19 protein-coding genes are annotated in these 17,764 nt (G+C 67.7%); 10 read left to right on the top strand and 9 right to left on the bottom strand.

What is annotated here, in order from left to right:
• Window positions 1-10 precede the first annotated feature (10 nt).
• Window positions 11-1,108, top strand: coding sequence for a glycine cleavage system aminomethyltransferase GcvT (gcvT, locus tag AB0876_RS24405; protein WP_526043133.1), 1,098 nt, complete (start codon window positions 11-13; stop codon window positions 1,106-1,108).
• A gap of 22 nt (window positions 1,109-1,130) precedes the next feature.
• Complete coding sequence (locus AB0876_RS24400; RefSeq protein ID WP_491840570.1) at window positions 1,131-2,237, top strand: branched-chain amino acid aminotransferase; 1,107 nt, start codon at window positions 1,131-1,133, stop codon at window positions 2,235-2,237.
• Here the strand turns inward: AB0876_RS24400 and AB0876_RS24395 are convergent.
• Genes AB0876_RS24395 through AB0876_RS24380 form a run of 4 tightly spaced genes read right to left on the bottom strand, consistent with a single transcriptional unit; the run spans window position 2,234 to window position 5,284 of the window.
• Window positions 2,234-2,959, bottom strand: coding sequence for an adenosylcobinamide-GDP ribazoletransferase (locus AB0876_RS24395; RefSeq protein WP_491840571.1), 726 nt, complete (start codon window positions 2,957-2,959; stop codon window positions 2,234-2,236). The genes AB0876_RS24400 and AB0876_RS24395 overlap by 4 nt on opposite strands.
• Complete coding sequence (gene cobT / locus AB0876_RS24390) at window positions 2,956-4,026, bottom strand: nicotinate-nucleotide--dimethylbenzimidazole phosphoribosyltransferase (RefSeq protein ID WP_526043132.1); 1,071 nt, start codon at window positions 4,024-4,026, stop codon at window positions 2,956-2,958. Before cobT ends, AB0876_RS24395 begins: the two co-directional genes overlap by 4 nt.
• A complete protein-coding gene (locus tag AB0876_RS24385; RefSeq protein WP_526043131.1) occupies window positions 4,023-4,565 on the bottom strand; it encodes a bifunctional adenosylcobinamide kinase/adenosylcobinamide-phosphate guanylyltransferase in 543 nt (180 codons plus the stop codon). Before AB0876_RS24385 ends, cobT begins: the two co-directional genes overlap by 4 nt.
• Before the next feature lie 23 nt (window positions 4,566-4,588).
• Complete coding sequence (locus AB0876_RS24380) at window positions 4,589-5,284, bottom strand: DUF3043 domain-containing protein (protein ID WP_491840574.1); 696 nt, start codon at window positions 5,282-5,284, stop codon at window positions 4,589-4,591.
• Between the two features lie 154 nt (window positions 5,285-5,438).
• On the opposite strand from AB0876_RS24380, the gene AB0876_RS24375 reads away from it, so the two are divergent.
• Window positions 5,439-5,795: a HesB/IscA family protein gene (locus tag AB0876_RS24375; protein WP_055115090.1), complete on the top strand. Its 357-nt coding sequence runs from the start codon at window positions 5,439-5,441 to the stop codon at window positions 5,793-5,795.
• Between the two features lie 20 nt (window positions 5,796-5,815).
• On the opposite strand, the gene AB0876_RS24370 is transcribed toward AB0876_RS24375, so the two are convergent.
• The gene (locus tag AB0876_RS24370; RefSeq protein WP_491840575.1) at window positions 5,816-6,442 is read right to left on the bottom strand and encodes an Rv0361 family membrane protein; all 627 of its coding nucleotides are present in this window, start codon (window positions 6,440-6,442) and stop codon (window positions 5,816-5,818) included.
• Between the two features lie 173 nt (window positions 6,443-6,615).
• Here AB0876_RS24370 and AB0876_RS24365 point away from each other — a divergent pair, with 173 nt between their 5' ends.
• Window positions 6,616-7,593, top strand: a complete 978-nt coding sequence (locus tag AB0876_RS24365; RefSeq protein ID WP_491840576.1) for a carbohydrate kinase family protein — start codon at window positions 6,616-6,618, stop codon at window positions 7,591-7,593.
• Window positions 7,594-7,628: 35 nt separating this feature from the next.
• Here AB0876_RS24365 and asnB read toward each other — a convergent pair whose 3' ends face one another.
• Window positions 7,629-9,596 carry an asparagine synthase (glutamine-hydrolyzing) gene (gene asnB / locus AB0876_RS24360; RefSeq protein ID WP_491840577.1) on the bottom strand — a complete coding sequence of 656 codons (1,968 nt, stop codon included), beginning with the start codon at window positions 9,594-9,596 and terminating at the stop codon, window positions 7,629-7,631.
• A gap of 190 nt (window positions 9,597-9,786) precedes the next feature.
• Between asnB and ctaC the strand changes: the two genes are divergently transcribed.
• The 6 genes from ctaC (at window position 9,787) to AB0876_RS24330 (ending at window position 14,034) form a co-directional block, all read left to right on the top strand.
• The gene (gene ctaC, locus AB0876_RS24355; protein WP_491840578.1) at window positions 9,787-10,824 is read left to right on the top strand and encodes an aa3-type cytochrome oxidase subunit II; all 1,038 of its coding nucleotides are present in this window, start codon (window positions 9,787-9,789) and stop codon (window positions 10,822-10,824) included.
• 12 nt (window positions 10,825-10,836) lie between these two features.
• Window positions 10,837-11,256, top strand: coding sequence for a cytochrome c oxidase subunit 4 (ctaF, locus tag AB0876_RS24350; protein ID WP_491840579.1), 420 nt, complete (start codon window positions 10,837-10,839; stop codon window positions 11,254-11,256).
• A gap of 183 nt (window positions 11,257-11,439) precedes the next feature.
• Entirely contained in the window at window positions 11,440-12,321 is an 882-nt protein-coding gene (locus tag AB0876_RS24345; protein ID WP_526043130.1) for an MmpS family transport accessory protein, read from the top strand.
• Complete coding sequence (locus AB0876_RS24340) at window positions 12,321-12,899, top strand: DUF2561 family protein (protein ID WP_526043129.1); 579 nt, start codon at window positions 12,321-12,323, stop codon at window positions 12,897-12,899. Before AB0876_RS24345 ends, AB0876_RS24340 begins: the two co-directional genes overlap by 1 nt.
• 114 nt (window positions 12,900-13,013) lie before the next feature.
• Window positions 13,014-13,691: an envelope biogenesis lipoprotein LpqN gene (gene lpqN, locus AB0876_RS24335; RefSeq protein ID WP_491840582.1), complete on the top strand. Its 678-nt coding sequence runs from the start codon at window positions 13,014-13,016 to the stop codon at window positions 13,689-13,691.
• 13 nt (window positions 13,692-13,704) lie between these two features.
• On the top strand, window positions 13,705-14,034 hold the full coding sequence (locus tag AB0876_RS24330; protein WP_131812934.1) for a hypothetical protein: 330 nt from the start codon (window positions 13,705-13,707) through the stop codon (window positions 14,032-14,034).
• 94 nt (window positions 14,035-14,128) lie between these two features.
• Here the strand turns inward: AB0876_RS24330 and qcrB are convergent, their stop codons facing one another.
• The 3 genes from qcrB to qcrC are packed head-to-tail and all read right to left on the bottom strand — an operon-like array spanning window position 14,129 to window position 17,759.
• Window positions 14,129-15,766, bottom strand: a complete 1,638-nt coding sequence (gene qcrB / locus AB0876_RS24325) for a cytochrome bc1 complex cytochrome b subunit (RefSeq protein ID WP_044523629.1) — start codon at window positions 15,764-15,766, stop codon at window positions 14,129-14,131.
• Entirely contained in the window at window positions 15,763-16,929 is a 1,167-nt protein-coding gene (gene qcrA, locus AB0876_RS24320) for a cytochrome bc1 complex Rieske iron-sulfur subunit (RefSeq protein WP_491840583.1), read from the bottom strand. The genes qcrB and qcrA overlap by 4 nt, the downstream gene beginning before the upstream one ends.
• Complete coding sequence (gene qcrC, locus AB0876_RS24315; protein ID WP_064883137.1) at window positions 16,926-17,759, bottom strand: cytochrome bc1 complex diheme cytochrome c subunit; 834 nt, start codon at window positions 17,757-17,759, stop codon at window positions 16,926-16,928. Before qcrC ends, qcrA begins: the two co-directional genes overlap by 4 nt.
• Window positions 17,760-17,764: the final 5 nt, after the last annotated feature.

Here is a 17,764-nt window from a genome sequence, read left to right as displayed (position 1 = left end):
GGGTGAACTCGTGAGTGACGACCTGCTGCACGGACCGTTGGAAGACCGCCACCGCGAACTGGGGGCCAGTTTCGCCGAGTTCGGCGGATGGCTGATGCCGGTGTCCTACGCCGGTACCGTCTCCGAGCACAACGCCACGCGTGAATCCGTCGGCCTGTTCGACGTCAGCCACCTCGGCAAGGCACTGGTCAAAGGACCGGGTGCGGCGGCCTACGTGAACTCTGCCCTGACCAACGACCTGAACCGCATCGGAGCGGGCAAGGCGCAGTACACCCTGTGCTGCACCGAGTCGGGCGGCGTGATTGACGACCTGATCGCCTACTACGTCTCCGACGACGAGATCTTCCTCGTGCCCAACGCCGCGAACACCGCGGCTGTCGTCGCCGAACTGCGCAAGAACGCCCCCGACGGGCTGACCATCACCGACGAACACCGCTCCTACGCCGTACTGGCCGTGCAGGGGCCGAAGTCCGCCGAGGTGCTCGGCGCGCTCGGGCTGCCTACCGACATGGACTACATGGGCTACGCCGATGCCGAATACGACGGCGTGTTCGTCCGGGTGTGCCGCACCGGCTACACCGGCGAGCAGGGCTACGAACTGCTGCCGGCCTGGGACCGCGCCGGCGTGGTATTCGACGCCCTCGTCACGGCTGTGCGCGCGGCCGGCGGCGAGCCCGCGGGCCTGGGCGCCCGCGACACCCTGCGCACCGAGATGGGCTACCCGCTGCACGGACACGAGCTGTCGCTGGACATCTCGCCGCTGCAGGCCCGCTGCGGCTGGGCGATCGGATGGAAGAAGGACGCGTTCTGGGGGCGCGACGCGCTGCTCGCCGAGAAGGAAGCCGGACCGGCCCGGGTGCTGCGCGGCCTCAAAGCCGTCGGCCGCGGAGTGCTGCGCGCCGATCTCGCGGTGCTCGACGGGGACACCCGGATCGGGACCACGACCTCGGGAACGTTCTCGCCGTCACTGAAAGTCGGTATCGCGCTGGCGCTCATCGACACCGCCAACGACATCGCCGACGGGCAGCGGGTGAACGTCGACGTGCGTGGCCGCGCCGTCGAATGCGAAGTGGTCAAGCCACCGTTCGTGGCCCCGAAAACACGTTAGCCTCGGGCGATACAATCGCTGCATGACTAGCGGCCATCTCGAGTTCTCGGTTTCAGCCAACGCGAATCCGGCGACCGATGCGGTACGCGACTCGATCCTGGCCAACCCCGGCTTCGGCAAGTACCACACCGACCACATGGTGGCCATCGACTACACCGCCGGACAGGGCTGGCACGACCCGCGGGTGGTCCCGTACGGGCCGATCGAGCTCGATCCCTCGGCCATCGTGCTGCACTACGCACAGGAAGTGTTCGAAGGGCTCAAGGCCTACCGCTGGGCGGACGGCTCGATCGTGTCCTTCCGGCCGGAATCCAACGCCGCGCGGCTGCAGACCTCGTCGCGGCGGCTGGCCATCCCGGAACTTCCCGAGGACGTGTTCATCGAATCGCTGCGTCAACTCATCGCGGTCGACGAGGCGTGGGTGCCCGCGGCCGGCGGTGAGGAGTCGCTGTACCTGCGGCCGTTCGTGATCGCCACCGAACCGGGCCTGGGCGTGCGACCGGCCAACGAGTACCGCTACCTGGTGATCGGCTCGCCGGCCGGGGCGTACTTCAAGGGCGGCATCAAACCGGTCAGCGTGTGGCTGTCGCACGAGTACGTGCGCGCGTCACCCGGCGGCACCGGTGCGGCCAAGTTCGGCGGCAACTACGCGGCCTCGCTGCTCGCGCAGGCGCAGGCCGCCGACAACGGGTGCGACCAGGTGGTGTGGCTGGACGCGATCGAGCGCCGCTACGTCGAAGAGATGGGCGGGATGAACCTGTTCTTCGTCTTCGGCAGTGGTGGTTCGGCCAGGCTCGTCACCCCGGAGCTGTCCGGCTCATTGTTGCCGGGCATCACGCGAGACTCGTTGCTGCAGTTGGCAACCGACGCCGGATTCGCGGTCGAGGAACGCAAGATCGATGTCGACGAGTGGCAGAAGAAGGCCGCCGCCGGTGAGATCACCGAGGTGTTCGCCTGCGGTACGGCGGCGGTGATCACCCCGGTGTCCCACGTCAAGCACGCCGACGGTGAGTTCACCATCGCCGACGGGCAACCGGGCGAGATCACCATGGCCCTGCGCGACACCCTGACCGGGATCCAGCGCGGCACCTTCGCCGATACACACGGCTGGATGGCCCGGCTGAACTAGCCGATCGCCAGCCCGAGCGCGGTCAGCGTCGTCGTCACCTCGACGGCGGCGCCCAGCACGTCGCCGGTGATGCCGCCGAACCGTCGCACGCAGTGGGCGACCAACAGCGCCGAACAGCCCACGGCCACCAGCACCACGGCCGGGCCCTGCCACATCCGCGGACCTGCCCATGCGGCCAGGACGGCAACGGCGCCCACCCAGGCCGCCACGACGGCCACCGGCTGGGTGCCCGCCACCGCACCACCCAGTGAGCTTCCCGCTGCGGCGGGCACCGACCGCCGGCAGGCGACGACCGCCGCGACGCGTCCGGTGGTGACGGCGACGACGACGGCCACCGCGCTGAGTTGAGTGAATGCCATTGCCTGACAACCGATCACCACGATCACCGCGGCGACACCGAACGGCCCCGCCGAGCCGTCACGCATGACCGCCAGTGCCCGCTCCGGCGGGCCGTAACAGCCAAGACCGTCGACGGTGTCGCAGAAACCGTCGATGTGCAGTCCGCGGGTGGCCAGCAGCAGCACTGCCACCGCCAGGAGGCCGGGCAGGGCAGCACCGGTGCCGAAGGCCCACTGGCCACCGGCCACCACCGCGGCCGCGAGTGCCCCGAGCATCAGGCCGGCCACGGGCAGCGCGGTGAGCGCGCCCCGACCGATACCGGCCGAAGTTCGCACCGGCAGGACCGTGCCGAACGCGAACGCCCCGCCGAGCGCGGAAATCACGGTGTCTCTTCGGAGATTCCGGCTACTGCGGCCTCCTCGAAGGTGGCCATCGAGGCCAGGGTGGCGATCGCGGCCCGCACGATCGGCAGCGCCACCGCGGCGCCGGTACCTTCGCCCAGGCGCATGCCGAGGTCGACGATCGGCTCCAGTCCCAGCTGTGACAGCGCCAGGGTGTGGGCCGGTTCGGTCGACCGATGGCCGGCCTGCCACCACGCCTGCGCACCCGGTGCCAGCTTCTCGGCCACCAGGGCCGCGGCCGTCACCACCATGCCGTCCAACAGCACCGGGGTGCGCCGCACCGCGGCCTGGGCCAGGAACCCGGCCATCGCGGCCAGGTCGGCACCGCCGCACACCCGCAACAGACCCACCGGATCGCTGGTCACCGACCGGGCCCGGTACAGCGCGTCGCGTACCGCGCCGGTCTTGCGCATCCAGCCTTGGTCGTCGATGCCGGTGCCGCGGCCCACCGCCACGACAGGTTCGGTTCCCGTCAGTGCCGCCACCAGAGTTGTTGCTGCCGTGGTGTTTCCGATGCCCATATCGCCGGCGATCAGCAGATCGGCCCCGGCGTCGATCTCTTCGTCGGCGATCTGGCGCCCTGCCGAGATCGCCGCGACCGCTTCCTCTTCGCCGAGGGCGTCCTCGACCGCGATGTTGCCCGAGCTTCGGCGGATCTTGTGGGCGCCGATCGCGGGGGACAGGGGCTCGTCACAGTCGACGGCGATGTCGGCGACGCGCACCGTGGCGCCGGCCACCTCGGCCAGCACGTTGATCGCGGCACCGCCCGCGTCGAAGTTGGCCACCATCTGGCCGGTCACCGCGGACGGAAAAGCCGAAACGCCTGCGGCGGTGACCCCGTGGTCGGCCGCGAAGACCACCACGCGTGCCCGGTTGAGCGCCCGCGGCGGGCACACACCCTGACACGAGGCCGCCCAGACCGCGAGGTCTTCCAGCCGACCGAGGGAGCCGGGCGGTTTGGTGAGCCGGGCCTGGCGGGCTCGCGCCGCCGCGGCCGCCTCGGCATCTGGTGCAGAGACCGCGGCGAAGGCCTCGTCCAATTCCGTCATGACGGCTCCTTCACCGTGAGCGGTTGGCCGGCCACCACGAGCACCACGCGGTCGCACACCGTGGCCAGACGCTGGTTGACCGTGCCCAGTTCGTCGGCGAACCGGCGTCCCGCCTCGGTGGCAGGCACCACCGTGAGCCCGACCTCGGGGCTGACCAGGACCAGGGGAGCGGTGAACGCGTCCACCGCCTGCACGAGGACATCGACTTCGCTGTCGACGGGTGCTCCGGTCCAGGCGCCGAGGCGGTCCATCGTCGCGGTCAGCCAGCCGCCGATGTCGTCGACAAGCGTTGCGGTGCCCGGACTCTCGCCGGCGCCGGAGTTCAGCGCCCCGGACAGATCACAGGTCTCCACGGTGTGCCAGTGCGCGGGCCGACGCACCTGGTGTGCGCTCACGCGGTCGGCCCAGGCCGGATCGCCGTCGCCGCCGGGCCCGGTGGCCAGGTAGCGCACGGGCGCCTCCCCGGCAGCGCGGGCGATCGCGGTCTCGGCCCACTGCGATTTACCCGAGCGGATACCGCCGAGCACCAGGGTGCGCACTCCTCAGGCCGCCTGGAATGGCATCAAGAGATCTTGTCGCCGCGTTCGACCGCCGGCCGCGGCGCGCGCATGCGGCGCAGCTGCGACGCCCGGCTGGCTGCGTAAAGTCCGAGCTTCCAACCGCTTTCGGTGTTGTCGGGGAACTTCTCGTCCACCATGTGATTCACCTTGCGGCCCACGATGAACCCGTCGATCAGCATGATGACGACCAGGATCAGCATCGCGTACGACAGGATCTGCTGGAACTTCAGCGACGGCAGCGCAAGCATGAAGAAGATCATCGCCAGGGCGGCGGGCATGAACAGGCCCAGCACATTGCGGCGGGAGTCGACGATGTTGCGGACATAGCGGCGAACCGGGCCCTTGTCGCGGGGCAGCAGGTAGGACTCCTCGCCGGCCATCATCTTCTCGCGGCGGTCGGACATGTCGGCCCGGCGGGTGAGCCGCTCGATCTTGCGTTCTTCCTTGGACAGCTTGGGTCCGCGCAGCTCCTTGCGGCGCTGCCGTGCCTCGGCGGAGGTCTGCGGTGCCGGTGCGACCGGGCCACGACGCTTGGCGGCCTCGTTGCGTTTTGGTGTCGGCCTGCCCTTGGGGGCGGTGCCTGAGGTCGCACCGCCGGCCGTAGATTCGGCGGCGGTCGATCCGGCCGACCCGTCGACGACCTGGTCGGTCCCGGCGGATTCGCCTTCGTTGTCCTTCTTGCGGCCCAGCAGCTTCACGACTGCCAGGTTACTGCCCGCCGCAGGTGGCCCGGCCACATGCCCCGGCCTGTGGATAAGTCGGGAATAGCGCCGGAACAAGGTACCGTTGAGGTAGTAGACGCGTGGTACGTCCTCGCGTTTCCTTGATGCCCAGGGATGTTTAGGGAGAGCTATGACTGTTCAGGACGCCACCTCCACCGAAACCCACGGTGTGACCCTGTCCGACGCTGCGGCGACGAAGGCGAAGGCGCTGCTGGACCAGGAAGGCCGCGACGACCTCGCGCTGCGTATCGCGGTTCAGCCGGGCGGCTGCGCCGGACTGCGCTACAACCTGTTCTTCGACGACCGCACCCTCGACGGTGACCTCAATGCCGAGTTCGGCGGCGTGAAGCTGGTCGTCGACCGGATGAGCGCGCCGTACGTTCAGGGCGCCACCATCGACTTCGTCGACTCCATCGAGAAGCAGGGCTTCACGATCGACAACCCGAACGCCACCGGCTCCTGCGCCTGCGGCGACTCCTTCAACTGACGTGAGCTGACGCCCAGCGGTCAGTACTGACCGCTGGTGCGCAGTACATACGAGCACACCAGAACGTGCTCGTTCTTCCCGTCTTTCTGCACCAGTAGCTGTGCCACGCCCTGCTGTTCCTGGGCGGTGGAGCTTTGGCCTCGTATCGACCCGCTGGCCGGTGCGACCTGCATGGTGAACAGCACCTGAGCCTGCGTGGTGGACCACGGCACGTTCGCGTCGATGCCCGTCACCTCGACGTGGCTGAATTGCTTCTGAAATGCGTCACTGGCCAGTCCGGCCACTGCGAGGTCCGCCTTGCGGTCCTTGACCCCGTCGTACAGCCCGCACAGCGTGTGCCGCGCAATGGTTTCGTCATCCCCGTCGAGCAGCGCGTCGAGGTACTCCTGGATCGCGGCCTGCGCCCGCGCATCGGAGACCACCACCGGTGCCGCGGTCCCGGGCCGGCCCGCGACCAGCACGGCCGTCAGCACCCCTCCCAACGCCGCCACCACCAGCAGCGCCGCCAGAATCTTGGGCCAGCGCCGCCGCGTGGGGTAGGCCACCGGCGGCGGGAGCGTCCCGGGGTATGCCGACGGTTCGGTCGGCACCGGCTCGGGATAGGGCTGGGGCGGAATGTGCTCGGGGTACTGGTAAGAACCAGTCATCAAATGACGCTCCCCGCGTGATCTGGAGGTGGGTCAGCCGTCTACGGTGACCGGGAATACGGTTATACGCAGGTTAGCGCAACCCGCGAGGTGCGACTCTGCGCGCAGATCGCCGGAAGGCCCACGCGGGTACTGTTATGTAGCCGACTTAACGAAATGAGGGGTGACACTACGTGACCATCGCAGTTACCGGATCCATCGCGACCGACCACCTGATGCGGTTCCCGGGCAAATTCTCCGAGCAACTGCTGGCCGACCACCTGCAGAAGGTGTCGCTGAGCTTCCTGGTCGACGATCTGGTGATCCACCGTGGGGGAGTCGCGGGCAACATGGCCTTCGCGATCGGTGCCCTCGGCGGCGATGTCGCGCTGGTGGGTGCCGCCGGACAGGATTTCGCCGAGTACCGGACCTGGCTGGAAGGCGCCAACGTCGACTGCGGCAACGTGTTGATCTCCGACAGCGCCTACACCGCCCGCTTCGTCTGCACCACCGACGAGGACATGGCCCAGATCGCCTCGTTCTACCCCGGTGCGATGTCGGAGGCGCGCAACATCTCCCTGGCCGATCTGGTGAACCGCGTCGGCAAGCCCGAGCTGGTGATCGTCGGTGCCAACGACCCCGAGGCGATGTTCCTGCACACCGAGGAGTGCCGCAAGCTCGGCCTGGCCTTCGCCGCCGACCCCTCCCAGCAGCTGGCCCGGCTCTCCGGTGACGAGATCCGCAAGCTCATCAACGGCGCCACCTACCTGTTCACCAACGATTACGAGTGGGACCTGCTGCTTCAGAAATCGGGCTGGAGCGAGGCGCAGGTGATGAGCCAGATCGGCATGCGCGTCACCACCCTCGGTGCCAAGGGCGTCGATCTGGTCAGCTCCGACGGCACGTTCGTGCACGTCGGCGTCGTGCCGGAGAAGCATCAGGCCGACCCCACCGGTATCGGCGACGCCTTCCGGGCCGGCTTCCTGACCGGGCGCAGCGCCGGATTGGGTCTGGAGCGCTCCGCGCAGCTGGCCTCCCTGGTCGCGGTGCTCGTGCTCGAGGCGACCGGCCCCCAGGAGTGGACCTGGGATGCGGCCGAGGCCGTGCAGCGCCTCACCGACGCCTACGGTGCCGAGGCCGGTGCCGAGATCGGCAAGGCGCTCGGCAACTAGCCTGCCGGCTCTGGGCCCGCTGGGCCCAGAGCCGCCTAGAGCTGTACCGGGTAGTGCGGTTCGGAGATCTGCGGGGTCACGCTGTGCTCGACGAAGATGGCGTGCCACAGCATGAAGATCAGCACGGTCCACAGCCGGCGGCTGTGATCACTGACGCCGCTGCGGTGCTCGTCGAGCATGGTGCGCACGGCGGCGAGGTCGACATACTGCCCCGCTCCCGACGAGGCCGTCATCGCGTAGGCCCAGTCCATCAGCTCTCCGGCGCGAAGCCAGTGCCGGATCGGGACCGGGAAGCCCAGCTTGGGCCGATTGAGCACATGGGCCGGAATGATTGGCTCCAGTGCCCGGCGCAGCGCGTACTTGGTGGTCGAGCGGGTGATCTTCTGATCGACGGGCAGCCGGGACGCCACCGCGAACACCTCGGGGTCCAGGAACGGCACCCGCAGCTCCAGTGAGTTGGCCATGGTGATCTTGTCCGCCTTGACCAGGATGTCGCCGCGCAGCCAGGTGAACAGATCGATGTGCTGCATGCGGGCCACCGGATCCCAACCCCGCGACTCGGCGTAGATCGGGGCAGTGACGTCGGTGTGCGTCCACTCCGGCCGGAAACCCGGAAGCACCGCCCGCAGCTGCTCATCGGAGAAGCTGCGGGCATTGCCGTAATAGCGCTCCTCGAGCGTCAGCGAACCGCGGTGCAGCAGGCTCTTGCCGCGCATGCCCTCGGGCAGTGGCTTGGACGCCTTGCCCAGCGACTTGCGCACCGGACGCGGCAGATAGTCGAAAGGCCGCAGCGACAACGGTTCCCGGTAGATCGTGTAGCCACCGAACAACTCGTCGGCGCCCTCGCCGGACAGCACCACCTTCACGTGCTTGCGGGCCTCGCGGGCAATGAAGAACAACGGCACCAGAGCCGGGTCGGCCACCGGCTCGTCCAGGTACCAGACGATCTCGGGCAGCGCCTCGACGAACTCAGCCTGGCTGACCACCTTGGTGACATGCCGGGCGCCGATGGCCTCGGCGGACGCGACGGCCACGTCCACCTCGGAGAAGCCCTCCCGCTCGAATCCGGTCGTGAAGGTGATCAACCGGGGGTTGTGTCGCATCGCCAGCGCCGCGGTGGCCGTCGAATCGATGCCGCCGGACAGGAACGCGCCGACGGTCACGTCGGCGCGCATGTGCTTGGCGACCGAATCCTCCAGGGCGGCGGTGATCTCGTCGTAGCGGGACTGCTCGGCGCCCTTGACGAAAGGCACCGCGTTGAACTTCGGGAAGAAGTAGCGCGTCACCTCGGGACGACCGCCGGGCTTCAGGCGCGCGTAGCTGCCCGACTCCAGCCGGCGGATGCCGCGGTGCAGCGTCTCGGGTTCGGGTACGTACTGCAGCACGGTGTAGTGCTGCACCGCCCGCTCGTCGATGGTCAGGTCCAGCCCGAGAATGTCGGCCAGGCCCAGCAGGCACTTCTTCTCGCTGCCCACCGCGGTGCCCCCGGGCCCGGTGGCCATGAACAGCGGTTTGATGCCGAACGGATCCCTGGCGCAGAACAATTCACGCTCGACGGTGTCCCAGACCGCGAACGCGAACATGCCGCGCAGTCGATTCAGCGCGTCTGCGCCCCAGTGGTGGTACGCGGCCACGATGGCCTCGCCGTCGCCGTCGGTGTGAAATACGGCACCGAACTCGGTGCGCAACTGCTCACGCAGCTCCAGGTAGTTGTAGATCTCACCGTTGAAGACGAGTGCGTAGCGGTCCGGCGCGTCGGCGGGTCCCCAGCGCAACGGCTGGTGACTGTGCGCGATGTCGATGATCGACAGCCGGTTGAAACCGAGCACCACAGTGGCGTCGCCGCTGGTGTCGGCCCACGTGCCGGGCTCGTCGGGGCCGCGGTGACGCATCAGGTGGGAGGCGCCCGCCACCGCGTCGACCAGCCGCGATCCGGCGTCGGGGGAGGCGTCACCCTGGGTGGATTGGGCTGGGTCAGTTACCAAGGCGAGCAGTCCACACACCGCGTCAGTATGCCTAATCCGGCGGCTTCCCGAGACCACCACCCGCGCGGTCGCGCCGGTCCCTCCGCTCGCGTTGCGATCCCATTCCCGAGTCGCTTCGCTCCCGTGGACCGGCGTGGTCTACGCTGCGTAGTATTCGCAAAACAACGACCGGTCGCGGTCGCGAAATACCGATCTAGGAGGCGCCAACGTGACACCTCGCGGGCTTAAGAAGGTGGCCCGAGCGGCGTTGTTGACCATTGTCCTGGGTGGCTCAGCGCTCTTGCTGAGCGGCTGCAGCTGGCAGGACGCACTCGCGCTCGGTTGGCCGACCGGAATCACTCCGGAGGGCAAACTCAACCGAGAGCTGTGGATCGGCTCCGTGATTGCGTCCTTCGTTGTGGGCGCCATCGTGTGGGCTCTGATCTTCTGGTCGAGCGCGTTCCACCGGAAGAAGAAGGGCGACACCGAGCTGCCGCGCCAGTTCGGCTACAACATGCCGCTGGAGCTGGTGCTGACGGTCATCCCGTTCCTCATCATCTCGGTGCTCTTCTACTTCACCGTGGTGGTCCAGGAGCGCATGCTGCACAAGGACCCGAACCCCGAGGTCGTCATCGACGTGACCGCCTTCCAGTGGAACTGGAAGTTCGGTTACCAGAAGATCGACTACGCCGACGGCACGTTCGATTACGACGGTGTCGACCCCGAGCGCAAGGCCGCGATGACGTCCAAGCCCGAGGGCAAGGATGCGCACGGCCAGGAGAAGGTCGGCGCGGTGCACGGTCTCAACCCTGAGGACCGCACCTACCTGAACTTCGACAAGATCGAGACCCTGGGTACCTCCACCGAGATTCCGGTGCTGGTCCTCCCGGTGGGCAAGCGCATCGAGTTCCAGCTCAACTCCGCGGACGTGATCCACGGTTTCTGGGTGCCGGAATTCCTCTTCAAGCGCGACGTGATGCCCGACCCGGTGGCCAACCACTCGGACCACATCTTCCAGGTCAGCAAGATCGAGCAGACCGGCGCGTTCGTCGGGCGTTGCACCGAGATGTGCGGCACCTACCACTCGATGATGAACTTCGAGGTCCGGGTCGTCGAACCCAATGACTTCAAGGCCTACATCGACCAGCGCAACGCGGGCAAGACCAATGCCGAGGCGTTGACGGCGATCAACCAGCCGCCGCTGGCCACCACCACGCACCCGTTCGATACCCGACGCGGTGAGCAGGCACCGCAGGCGAGCAAGTAGGGGCTACACGCAATGCATATTGAAGCTCGACTGTTCGAGATCCTCACGGCGTTCTTCGCCTTGTCGGCGGTGGTCTACGGCGTGTTGACGGCGATGTTCGCCACCGGTGGCGTGGAGTGGGCCGGTACCACCGCGCTCGCCCTCACCACCGGCCTGACCTTGATCACCGGCACCTTCTTCCGCTTCGTGGCGCGGCGTCTCGACACCCGCCCCGAGGACTACGAAGATGCCGAGATCAGTGACGGCGCAGGGGAACTCGGCTTCTACTCGCCGCACAGCTGGTGGCCGATCCTGATCGCGCTGTCCTTCTCGGTCGCCGCGGTCGGTACCGCCCTGTGGCTGCCCTGGTTGATGGTCGCCGGCATCTGCTTCGTGCTGATGGCGGTCAGTGGCCTGGTCTTCGAGTACTACTGGGGTCCTGAGAAGCACTGACCCCGTCCGGACGTGCCGATTGTGGCCTGCTCAGGTCACAATCGGGCCGTCACTTCATCCGCCACCGGCAGCGCCGGACTCGCCGGCTTCACCTCGTTGGGTAATGTTGCCGGGGCACTGTCACCAGCGAACGGTTTCGTTCGTTCCGCGTGGCAGTGAAGTTGTCGAGAAGGATAGGCGTAGATGAGCGGGCCGAATCCCCCGGAACCGGGTGCCTCCGGTTCTGATTTGCCGGATCAACCCGGAAAACACTCCGCACCCGAGGATCGGACTCCGGTGGCGGGCGCTGACGCGGATGGCGGCGAGACCGAGTTCTACTCGCAGGCCTACTCCGCGCCCGAGTCGGAGCAGTTCACCAGTGGGCCCTACGTGCCCGCCGACGTGGCGCTCTACGACTACGACGACTACGACCCGGCGACCGAACTCGTCGACACGGCCCCACCGCCGCGCTGGCCGTGGGTGGTCGGTGTCACCGCCATCATCGCCGCGGTCGCCCTGGTGGCCTCGGTGGCCGTCCTGGTCACCCGGGATGAGGACACCGCCAACCTGGCCACCCCGAAGCCGAGCACCACTACGTCGGCGCCGCCGGTGCAGGACGAGATCACCACGACGACTCCGCCTCCGCCGCCGCCTCCGCCGCCACCTCCCACGTCCGAGGAGCCCCCGCCCCCGCCGCCTCCGGAGACCGTGACGGTGACCGAGCCGCCCCCGCCGGCGCCTGCGCCGACCGGCGAGGCACCTCCGCCTGCCCCGGGTACGTCGGCCCCGCCGACCACCACCACGACGCATGCCGGACCGCGTCAGGTGACCTATTCGGTGACGGGCACCAAGGCGCCGGGTGACATCATCACGATCACCTACGTCGACGGGAACGGAAACCGGCGCACCCTGCGCAACGTCTACATCCCGTGGACCTTCACGATGACCCCGATCTCGAACTCGGATGTCGGCTCGGTCGAGGCGTCCAGCCTGTTCCTGGTCAGCAGACTGAACTGCTCCATCACGGCGAGTGACGGCACGGTGCTTTCGTCCAACGCCAACAACTCCGCACAGACTGCCTGCTGATGTCCGCGCCCATCAGCGAACTCGAGACCACCGACCGGGTTTTGCTGGGCGCCTGCGCCGCGGTGTGGCTCGCGGCGCTGGGCGCCGGAGTGGCGGCCGTCGTCGCCCTGGTGGACCTGGGTCGTAGCCATCCGCAGGGCTCCGAGAACGCCGACGTTCCCTGGGTGCTGTACACCGTGATCGGCCTGTCGGTGTTGGTGATCGCCGGGGCGGTGCCGCTGCTGCTGCGGGCCCGAGCCCAGGCCGACAACCGCCAGCCCGGACGCAGGCCTCAGCCGCCGGCCCGCTCACCACGCCCGATCGGGGGCAGCTACCGGGCCGCGCCGGTCGAGATGAGCCGCTACGCCGCGGGCAACGGCGGCGCCGCCGCGGCCGAGGCGCTGTGGCTGCGCTGCATCCTGGCGCTCGTCTGCGCCATCGGGTTGGGCGCAGCAGTCATCGGGCTGGCCACCTATCTGATGGCGACGGGCAGTGAGGTGGCGGCCTGGTGCCTCTATGGCCTGGCCGGTGTGGTCATTGTCGGCATCGTCGCGCTGCCGATCGTGGCGGTGCGCCAGTTCGACGCGTTGCCCTCCTGAACTCGCGCGAGGCCCAGCGCATCTCGGGTTTTGCTGCGAAACGTGCCGGCTGGTGCGTAGCCTCGGTGTCCAGGTGCGGACAAGGGGCCAACGACACGGAAGGCGAGGCCGCGCATGAGAAAGCTCTTGGCGGGCTTGGTAGCGGCCGGCGTGGGCATTTCGCTTGTCGGTTGCGGGACTGACACCAAGACCGAGCCCACAACCTCCTCCGGTGCCACCTCGGCGACGACGACCACGAGTGCCGCCGCAGAGCGGCCGAACATCACCGGTCCGAACAAGACGATCAACGACTACATCACCGAGAACAAGATCGCCGAGACGCCGTTCAAGCCCGACGAGCCCGGCACGCCGGATTTCGACTTCCCGTTCCCTCCGGGCTGGAGCAGTGCAGGTGACAAGACACCCGACTGGGCCTACGGCGCCATCGTCTACGACAAGCCGGTGGATCCCGCCGATCCACCGGCCATCATCGCCATCGCATCGAAGCTGACCGGCAACGTGGACGCGGCCGAGGTCCTGAAGCACGCGCCGGGGATGTCGCAGAACCTGCCGGACTACAAGTCGGTGATGGATCCCGAGAAGGCCACGCTGGGTGGCTTCGAGGCGGTCCGGTCAGCCGGCACCTACACCCACAACGGCGAAGCGCGCGTGATCGCCCAGAAGACCGTGGTCATCCCCGGCAACGACGCCCTGTTCGTGCTGCAGCTCAACGCCGAGGCCCCGGAAGGGCAGAAGGATGTGGTGATCGACGCAGCCAAGGTCATCGACGAGCAGACCAAGATCACCCCGTAGCGGAGACCATGACATGTTGATCAGAACCAGGGCACCCGAGCTCCTGTTGGCGACTCTGTGCAGCACGATGCTGGCCTCCGCGGTTCTGGCGGCGGCTCCGTCGGCGACGTCGGCGCCCTGTCCGGGAGGCAGCACTCTGGACCCGACCACCGGCATCTGTTGGTCGGAGAACAGCCCGAGCAACAGCTTGGGCGGCTCCGGCAACATCCCTTGCCTCCCTGGGCGTCTGGGCCTGTGCCTCGGTGCGCTGCAGAACACCCCGGTTCCAGGGGCGGCACTGCAGACGACGCACCCGCCTGCCGGGCCGGCGCCGCGGTCAGGGCCCAAGGGCACCTGGCCGTAGCACTCGTCGTCGCCGGCTCCGTACCCCCGCACATAAAACAATCGCCGCAACCTCTTTCGAGAGGCTGCGGCGATTGTTCGGGGTAGGGGAGTGGTCAGTGGTGACCGTTGGTCTCCCCGTTGCCATTTCGCTCCTGCTGTTCGCGCAGGGCGGTCAGGGCCTTGTGCTCGGAGGCATGGGCAGCCTCGGTGAGCGCATCGTGCTCGACCGCCGGATCGGCGAACAGGAAACTGCCGGTGCCGGGTGAACCAGCCGAACCGAGCTTGTTCATCCGCTTCGGCAGGGCAGCGCCCTGGTACTCCAGCGGGATCGGGTGGCCGTGGTCGTCCACCGGTCCCAGCGGCTGGTGCAGCTCGACGTAGGCACCGTGCGGCAGGCGCTTGATGATGCCGGTCTCGATGCCGTGCTCCAGCACCGCACGGTCGCTGCGCTGCAACGAGATGGCCCAGCGGTAGGCGATGAAGTACACGATCCCCGGCAGCACCACCATGCCGATACGGCCGATCCAGGTGGTCGCGTTCAGCGAGATGTGGAACTTGAGCGCGATGATGTCGTTCATCGCGGCCAGGGTCAGCACCATGTAGAACGCGATCGCCATGGCACCGATCGCGGTACGCACCGGCACGTCACGCGGACGCTGCAGCAGGTTGTGGTGGGCGTCGTCGCCGGTGACCTTCCGCTCGATGAAGGGGTAGGCGATCAACAGACCGAAGACACCGCCCATGATCAAGGCAACCCAGACCACCGCGGGGATGGTGTGACCGAACGGGTAGAACTCCCAGGCCGGCCAGATACGCGCCAGGCCTTCGGTCCACATCATGTAGAAGTCGGGCTGGCTACCCGCCGAGATCTGAGACGGCTTGTAGGGCCCCAGATTCCAGATCGGGTTGATCGTCAGCAGACCGCCCATGAGGCCGAGCACGCCGGTGATCATCGCGAAGAACGCACCCGACTTCACCGCGAACACCGGCATGACGCGCACGCCGACCACGTTGTGCTCGGTGCGGCCGGGGCCGGGGAACTGGGTGTGCTTCTGGAACCAGACCAGCGCCATGTGCGCGCCGATCAGGGCCAGGATGATGCCCGGGATCAACAGGATGTGCAGTGCGTACAGGCGCGGGATCAGGATCTCGCCGGGGAAGTCCCCGCCGAACAGCGCCCAGTGCAGCCAGGTTCCGATGATCGGCATGCCCAGGGTGATCGACGACAGCGCGGCGCGCAGACCGATACCGGACAGCAGGTCGTCGGGCAGCGAGTAACCGAAGTAGCCCTCGAACATCGCCAGGATCAGCAGCAGTGAGCCGATCACCCAGTTGGCCTCACGCGGGCGGCGGAACGCACCGGTGAAGAAGATGCGTGCCATGTGCACCATGATCGATGCGGCGAACATCAGTGCGGCCCAGTGGTGGATCTGGCGGACGAACAGACCGCCGCGCACCTCGAAGCTGATGTCGAGTGCGGACTCGTAGGCCCGCGACATCTGAACGCCCCGCAGCGGTTGGTACACGCCGTCGTAGGTGACGTGTGCCATCGACGGATCGAAGAACAGCGTCAGCCAGACACCGGTGATCAGCAGCACGATGAAGCTGTACAGCGCGATCTCACCCAGCAGGAAGGACCAGTGGGTGGGGAACACCTTGTTCAGCTGCCGGCGCACCGCCGCCGAGGGGTGGTAACGGGAATCGATCGCATCGCCCTGTGCGGCAGCGATCTTGGCAAGGTCAGGGCTCATGATTTGCGCTCCCAGAATGCCGGTCCGACGGGCTCGACGAAGTCGCCGTTGGCGACCAGGTAGCCGTCTTTGTCGATGGTGATGGGCAGCTGCGCCAACGCGCGCGCAGCCGGACCGAATATGGGCTTGGCGAAGTGCAACGCGTCGAACTGCGACTGGTGGCACGGGCACAGGATGCGGTAGGTCTGCTGCTCGTACAGCGACGAGGGGCAGCCCAGGTGCGAGCAGACCTTGGTGTAGGCGAACAGCTCACCAAAGTTGAAGCTCTCCTGGCCTTTTCGCTTGACCACGCGGGGCATGTCGGCCGGCTTGATGCGGATCAACATGACCGGATTACGCACACCCATCGAGATCTCGGTGAGGTGGTGCTCGGACTCGACGGTGGTGCCGTCGCCGTCAGACTCGCGCCAGGGGAAGACCGTCTCCATGCCACCGGCGTCGAGATCCTCGGGCCGCATCTTGACGAACGGCGACGAACCGGGACGTCCGGTCGCGCGAGCCAGGTAGATGGTCTCGCCGTGGAATCGGGGCGTCCACCCCGAGGTCCACAACACGGCCTTCTTGCCTTCCGCGGTGGGCACCACGGGCTTCCACGGGTTCTTGATCAGACCGCCGATGAAGGCCACCAGGGTGCCGGCCCCGAATGCGCCGAGGCCGATGCCCAGCGACAAACCGATCAGCTTGCGACGCTTGACGGTCGAGCCCTCGAGGGCGTCGGTCAGGTTGGCCGCGATGGTCTTGCGGGCGATCTCGGGGGAACGCCCGTCGTGGCGGTCCTGGACCGAGATCTCCTCGGGGATGAACTTCTTCTGGAACAGCACCGCGCCGATGCCGATCGCCAGGATCGACAGGCCGAAGGTCAGGCCGTACAGCGGGGTGGCCAATGAGTAGAGGAACTCGCCCTCCGAGCCGAAGGGCTGGTACTCCCACGGCCAGAACAGGAAGACCAGCAGCAGCGCCAGGCCCGAAAGCCCGCCGAGCAGAAGCCAGTACGCCACCAGCCGCTCGGTGCGCTTCTCCGCCTTGGTGCCGGGGACCGGCCAGCGCGGCTCCTTGAAGATGGTCTCGACACCGTCGATCTTGCCGCCGAGCTCGACGAGCTCCTCACGCGACATCTCAGCCAGTTCGGCGTCGGACGGGATCTTCGGGGTGTTGTCGGTCATGCTCGTGCCCCGATCCACATTGCCACGCCGATAGCGGCGACCATTCCGATAATCCACATCGCCATGCCCTCGGGAGCGGGGCCGAAGCCGCCGAGCCCGTATCCGCCGTAGCTGGGCGTCTGAGCCGACTCACGGACGTAGGCGACGATGTCGCGCTTCTCTTCCGGCGACAGCTGCCGGTCGGAGAACTTGGGCATGTTCTGCGGCCCGGTCTGCATCGCGGTGTAGATCTGTGCCGGCTCGGTCTCGCCGAGGTCCGGCGCGTACTTACCGGAGGACAGCGCGCCACCCTTGCCGGTGAAGTTGTGGCAGGACGCGCAGTTCAGCCGGAACAGGTCGCCGCCGCGGGCCACGTCGGACCCGATCAGCGATTCCTGGGCCACGCCGCCGTGCTCGTCGCGGATCACGGTCGGGCCGCCGCCGTTGGCCTGAACAAAGGCGCCGAGAGCGTCGATCTGGTTCTCGTCGAAGTGCTCGGGCTTGGACGGTGCCTGGGCCTCACCGCGCATCGCGGGCATGCGACCGGTCGACACCTGGAAGTACACCGCGGCCTCGCCGGTGCCGATCAGGCTGGGCCCACGATCGGGCACACCCTGCAGGTTGGCGCCGTGGCACGAAACGCACGACGTGTCGAACAGTTGCTTACCGGTGCGCAGCAGCGCCGACTGAGACTCGTCGGCGACTGCGACCTGCGGTGTGGGTGTCAGCGTGGCCGCAACACCACCTGCGACTGACAGGCCGACCAACAGCAGGAGACCTGCTGACAGTCGTCGGCGCAGTCGTCGGCGCGACTTGCTGGTCATCGAACCCCTTCTCATCGAATCGAACATCGGCC

It is taken from the genome of Mycobacterium sp. NPDC049093 (assembly GCF_040704635.1).
GTDB lineage: Bacteria > Actinomycetota > Actinomycetes > Mycobacteriales > Mycobacteriaceae > Mycobacterium.
The sequence above is the reverse complement of the archived record's forward strand: the minus strand, read 5'-3'. Positions and strand labels throughout refer to the sequence as shown.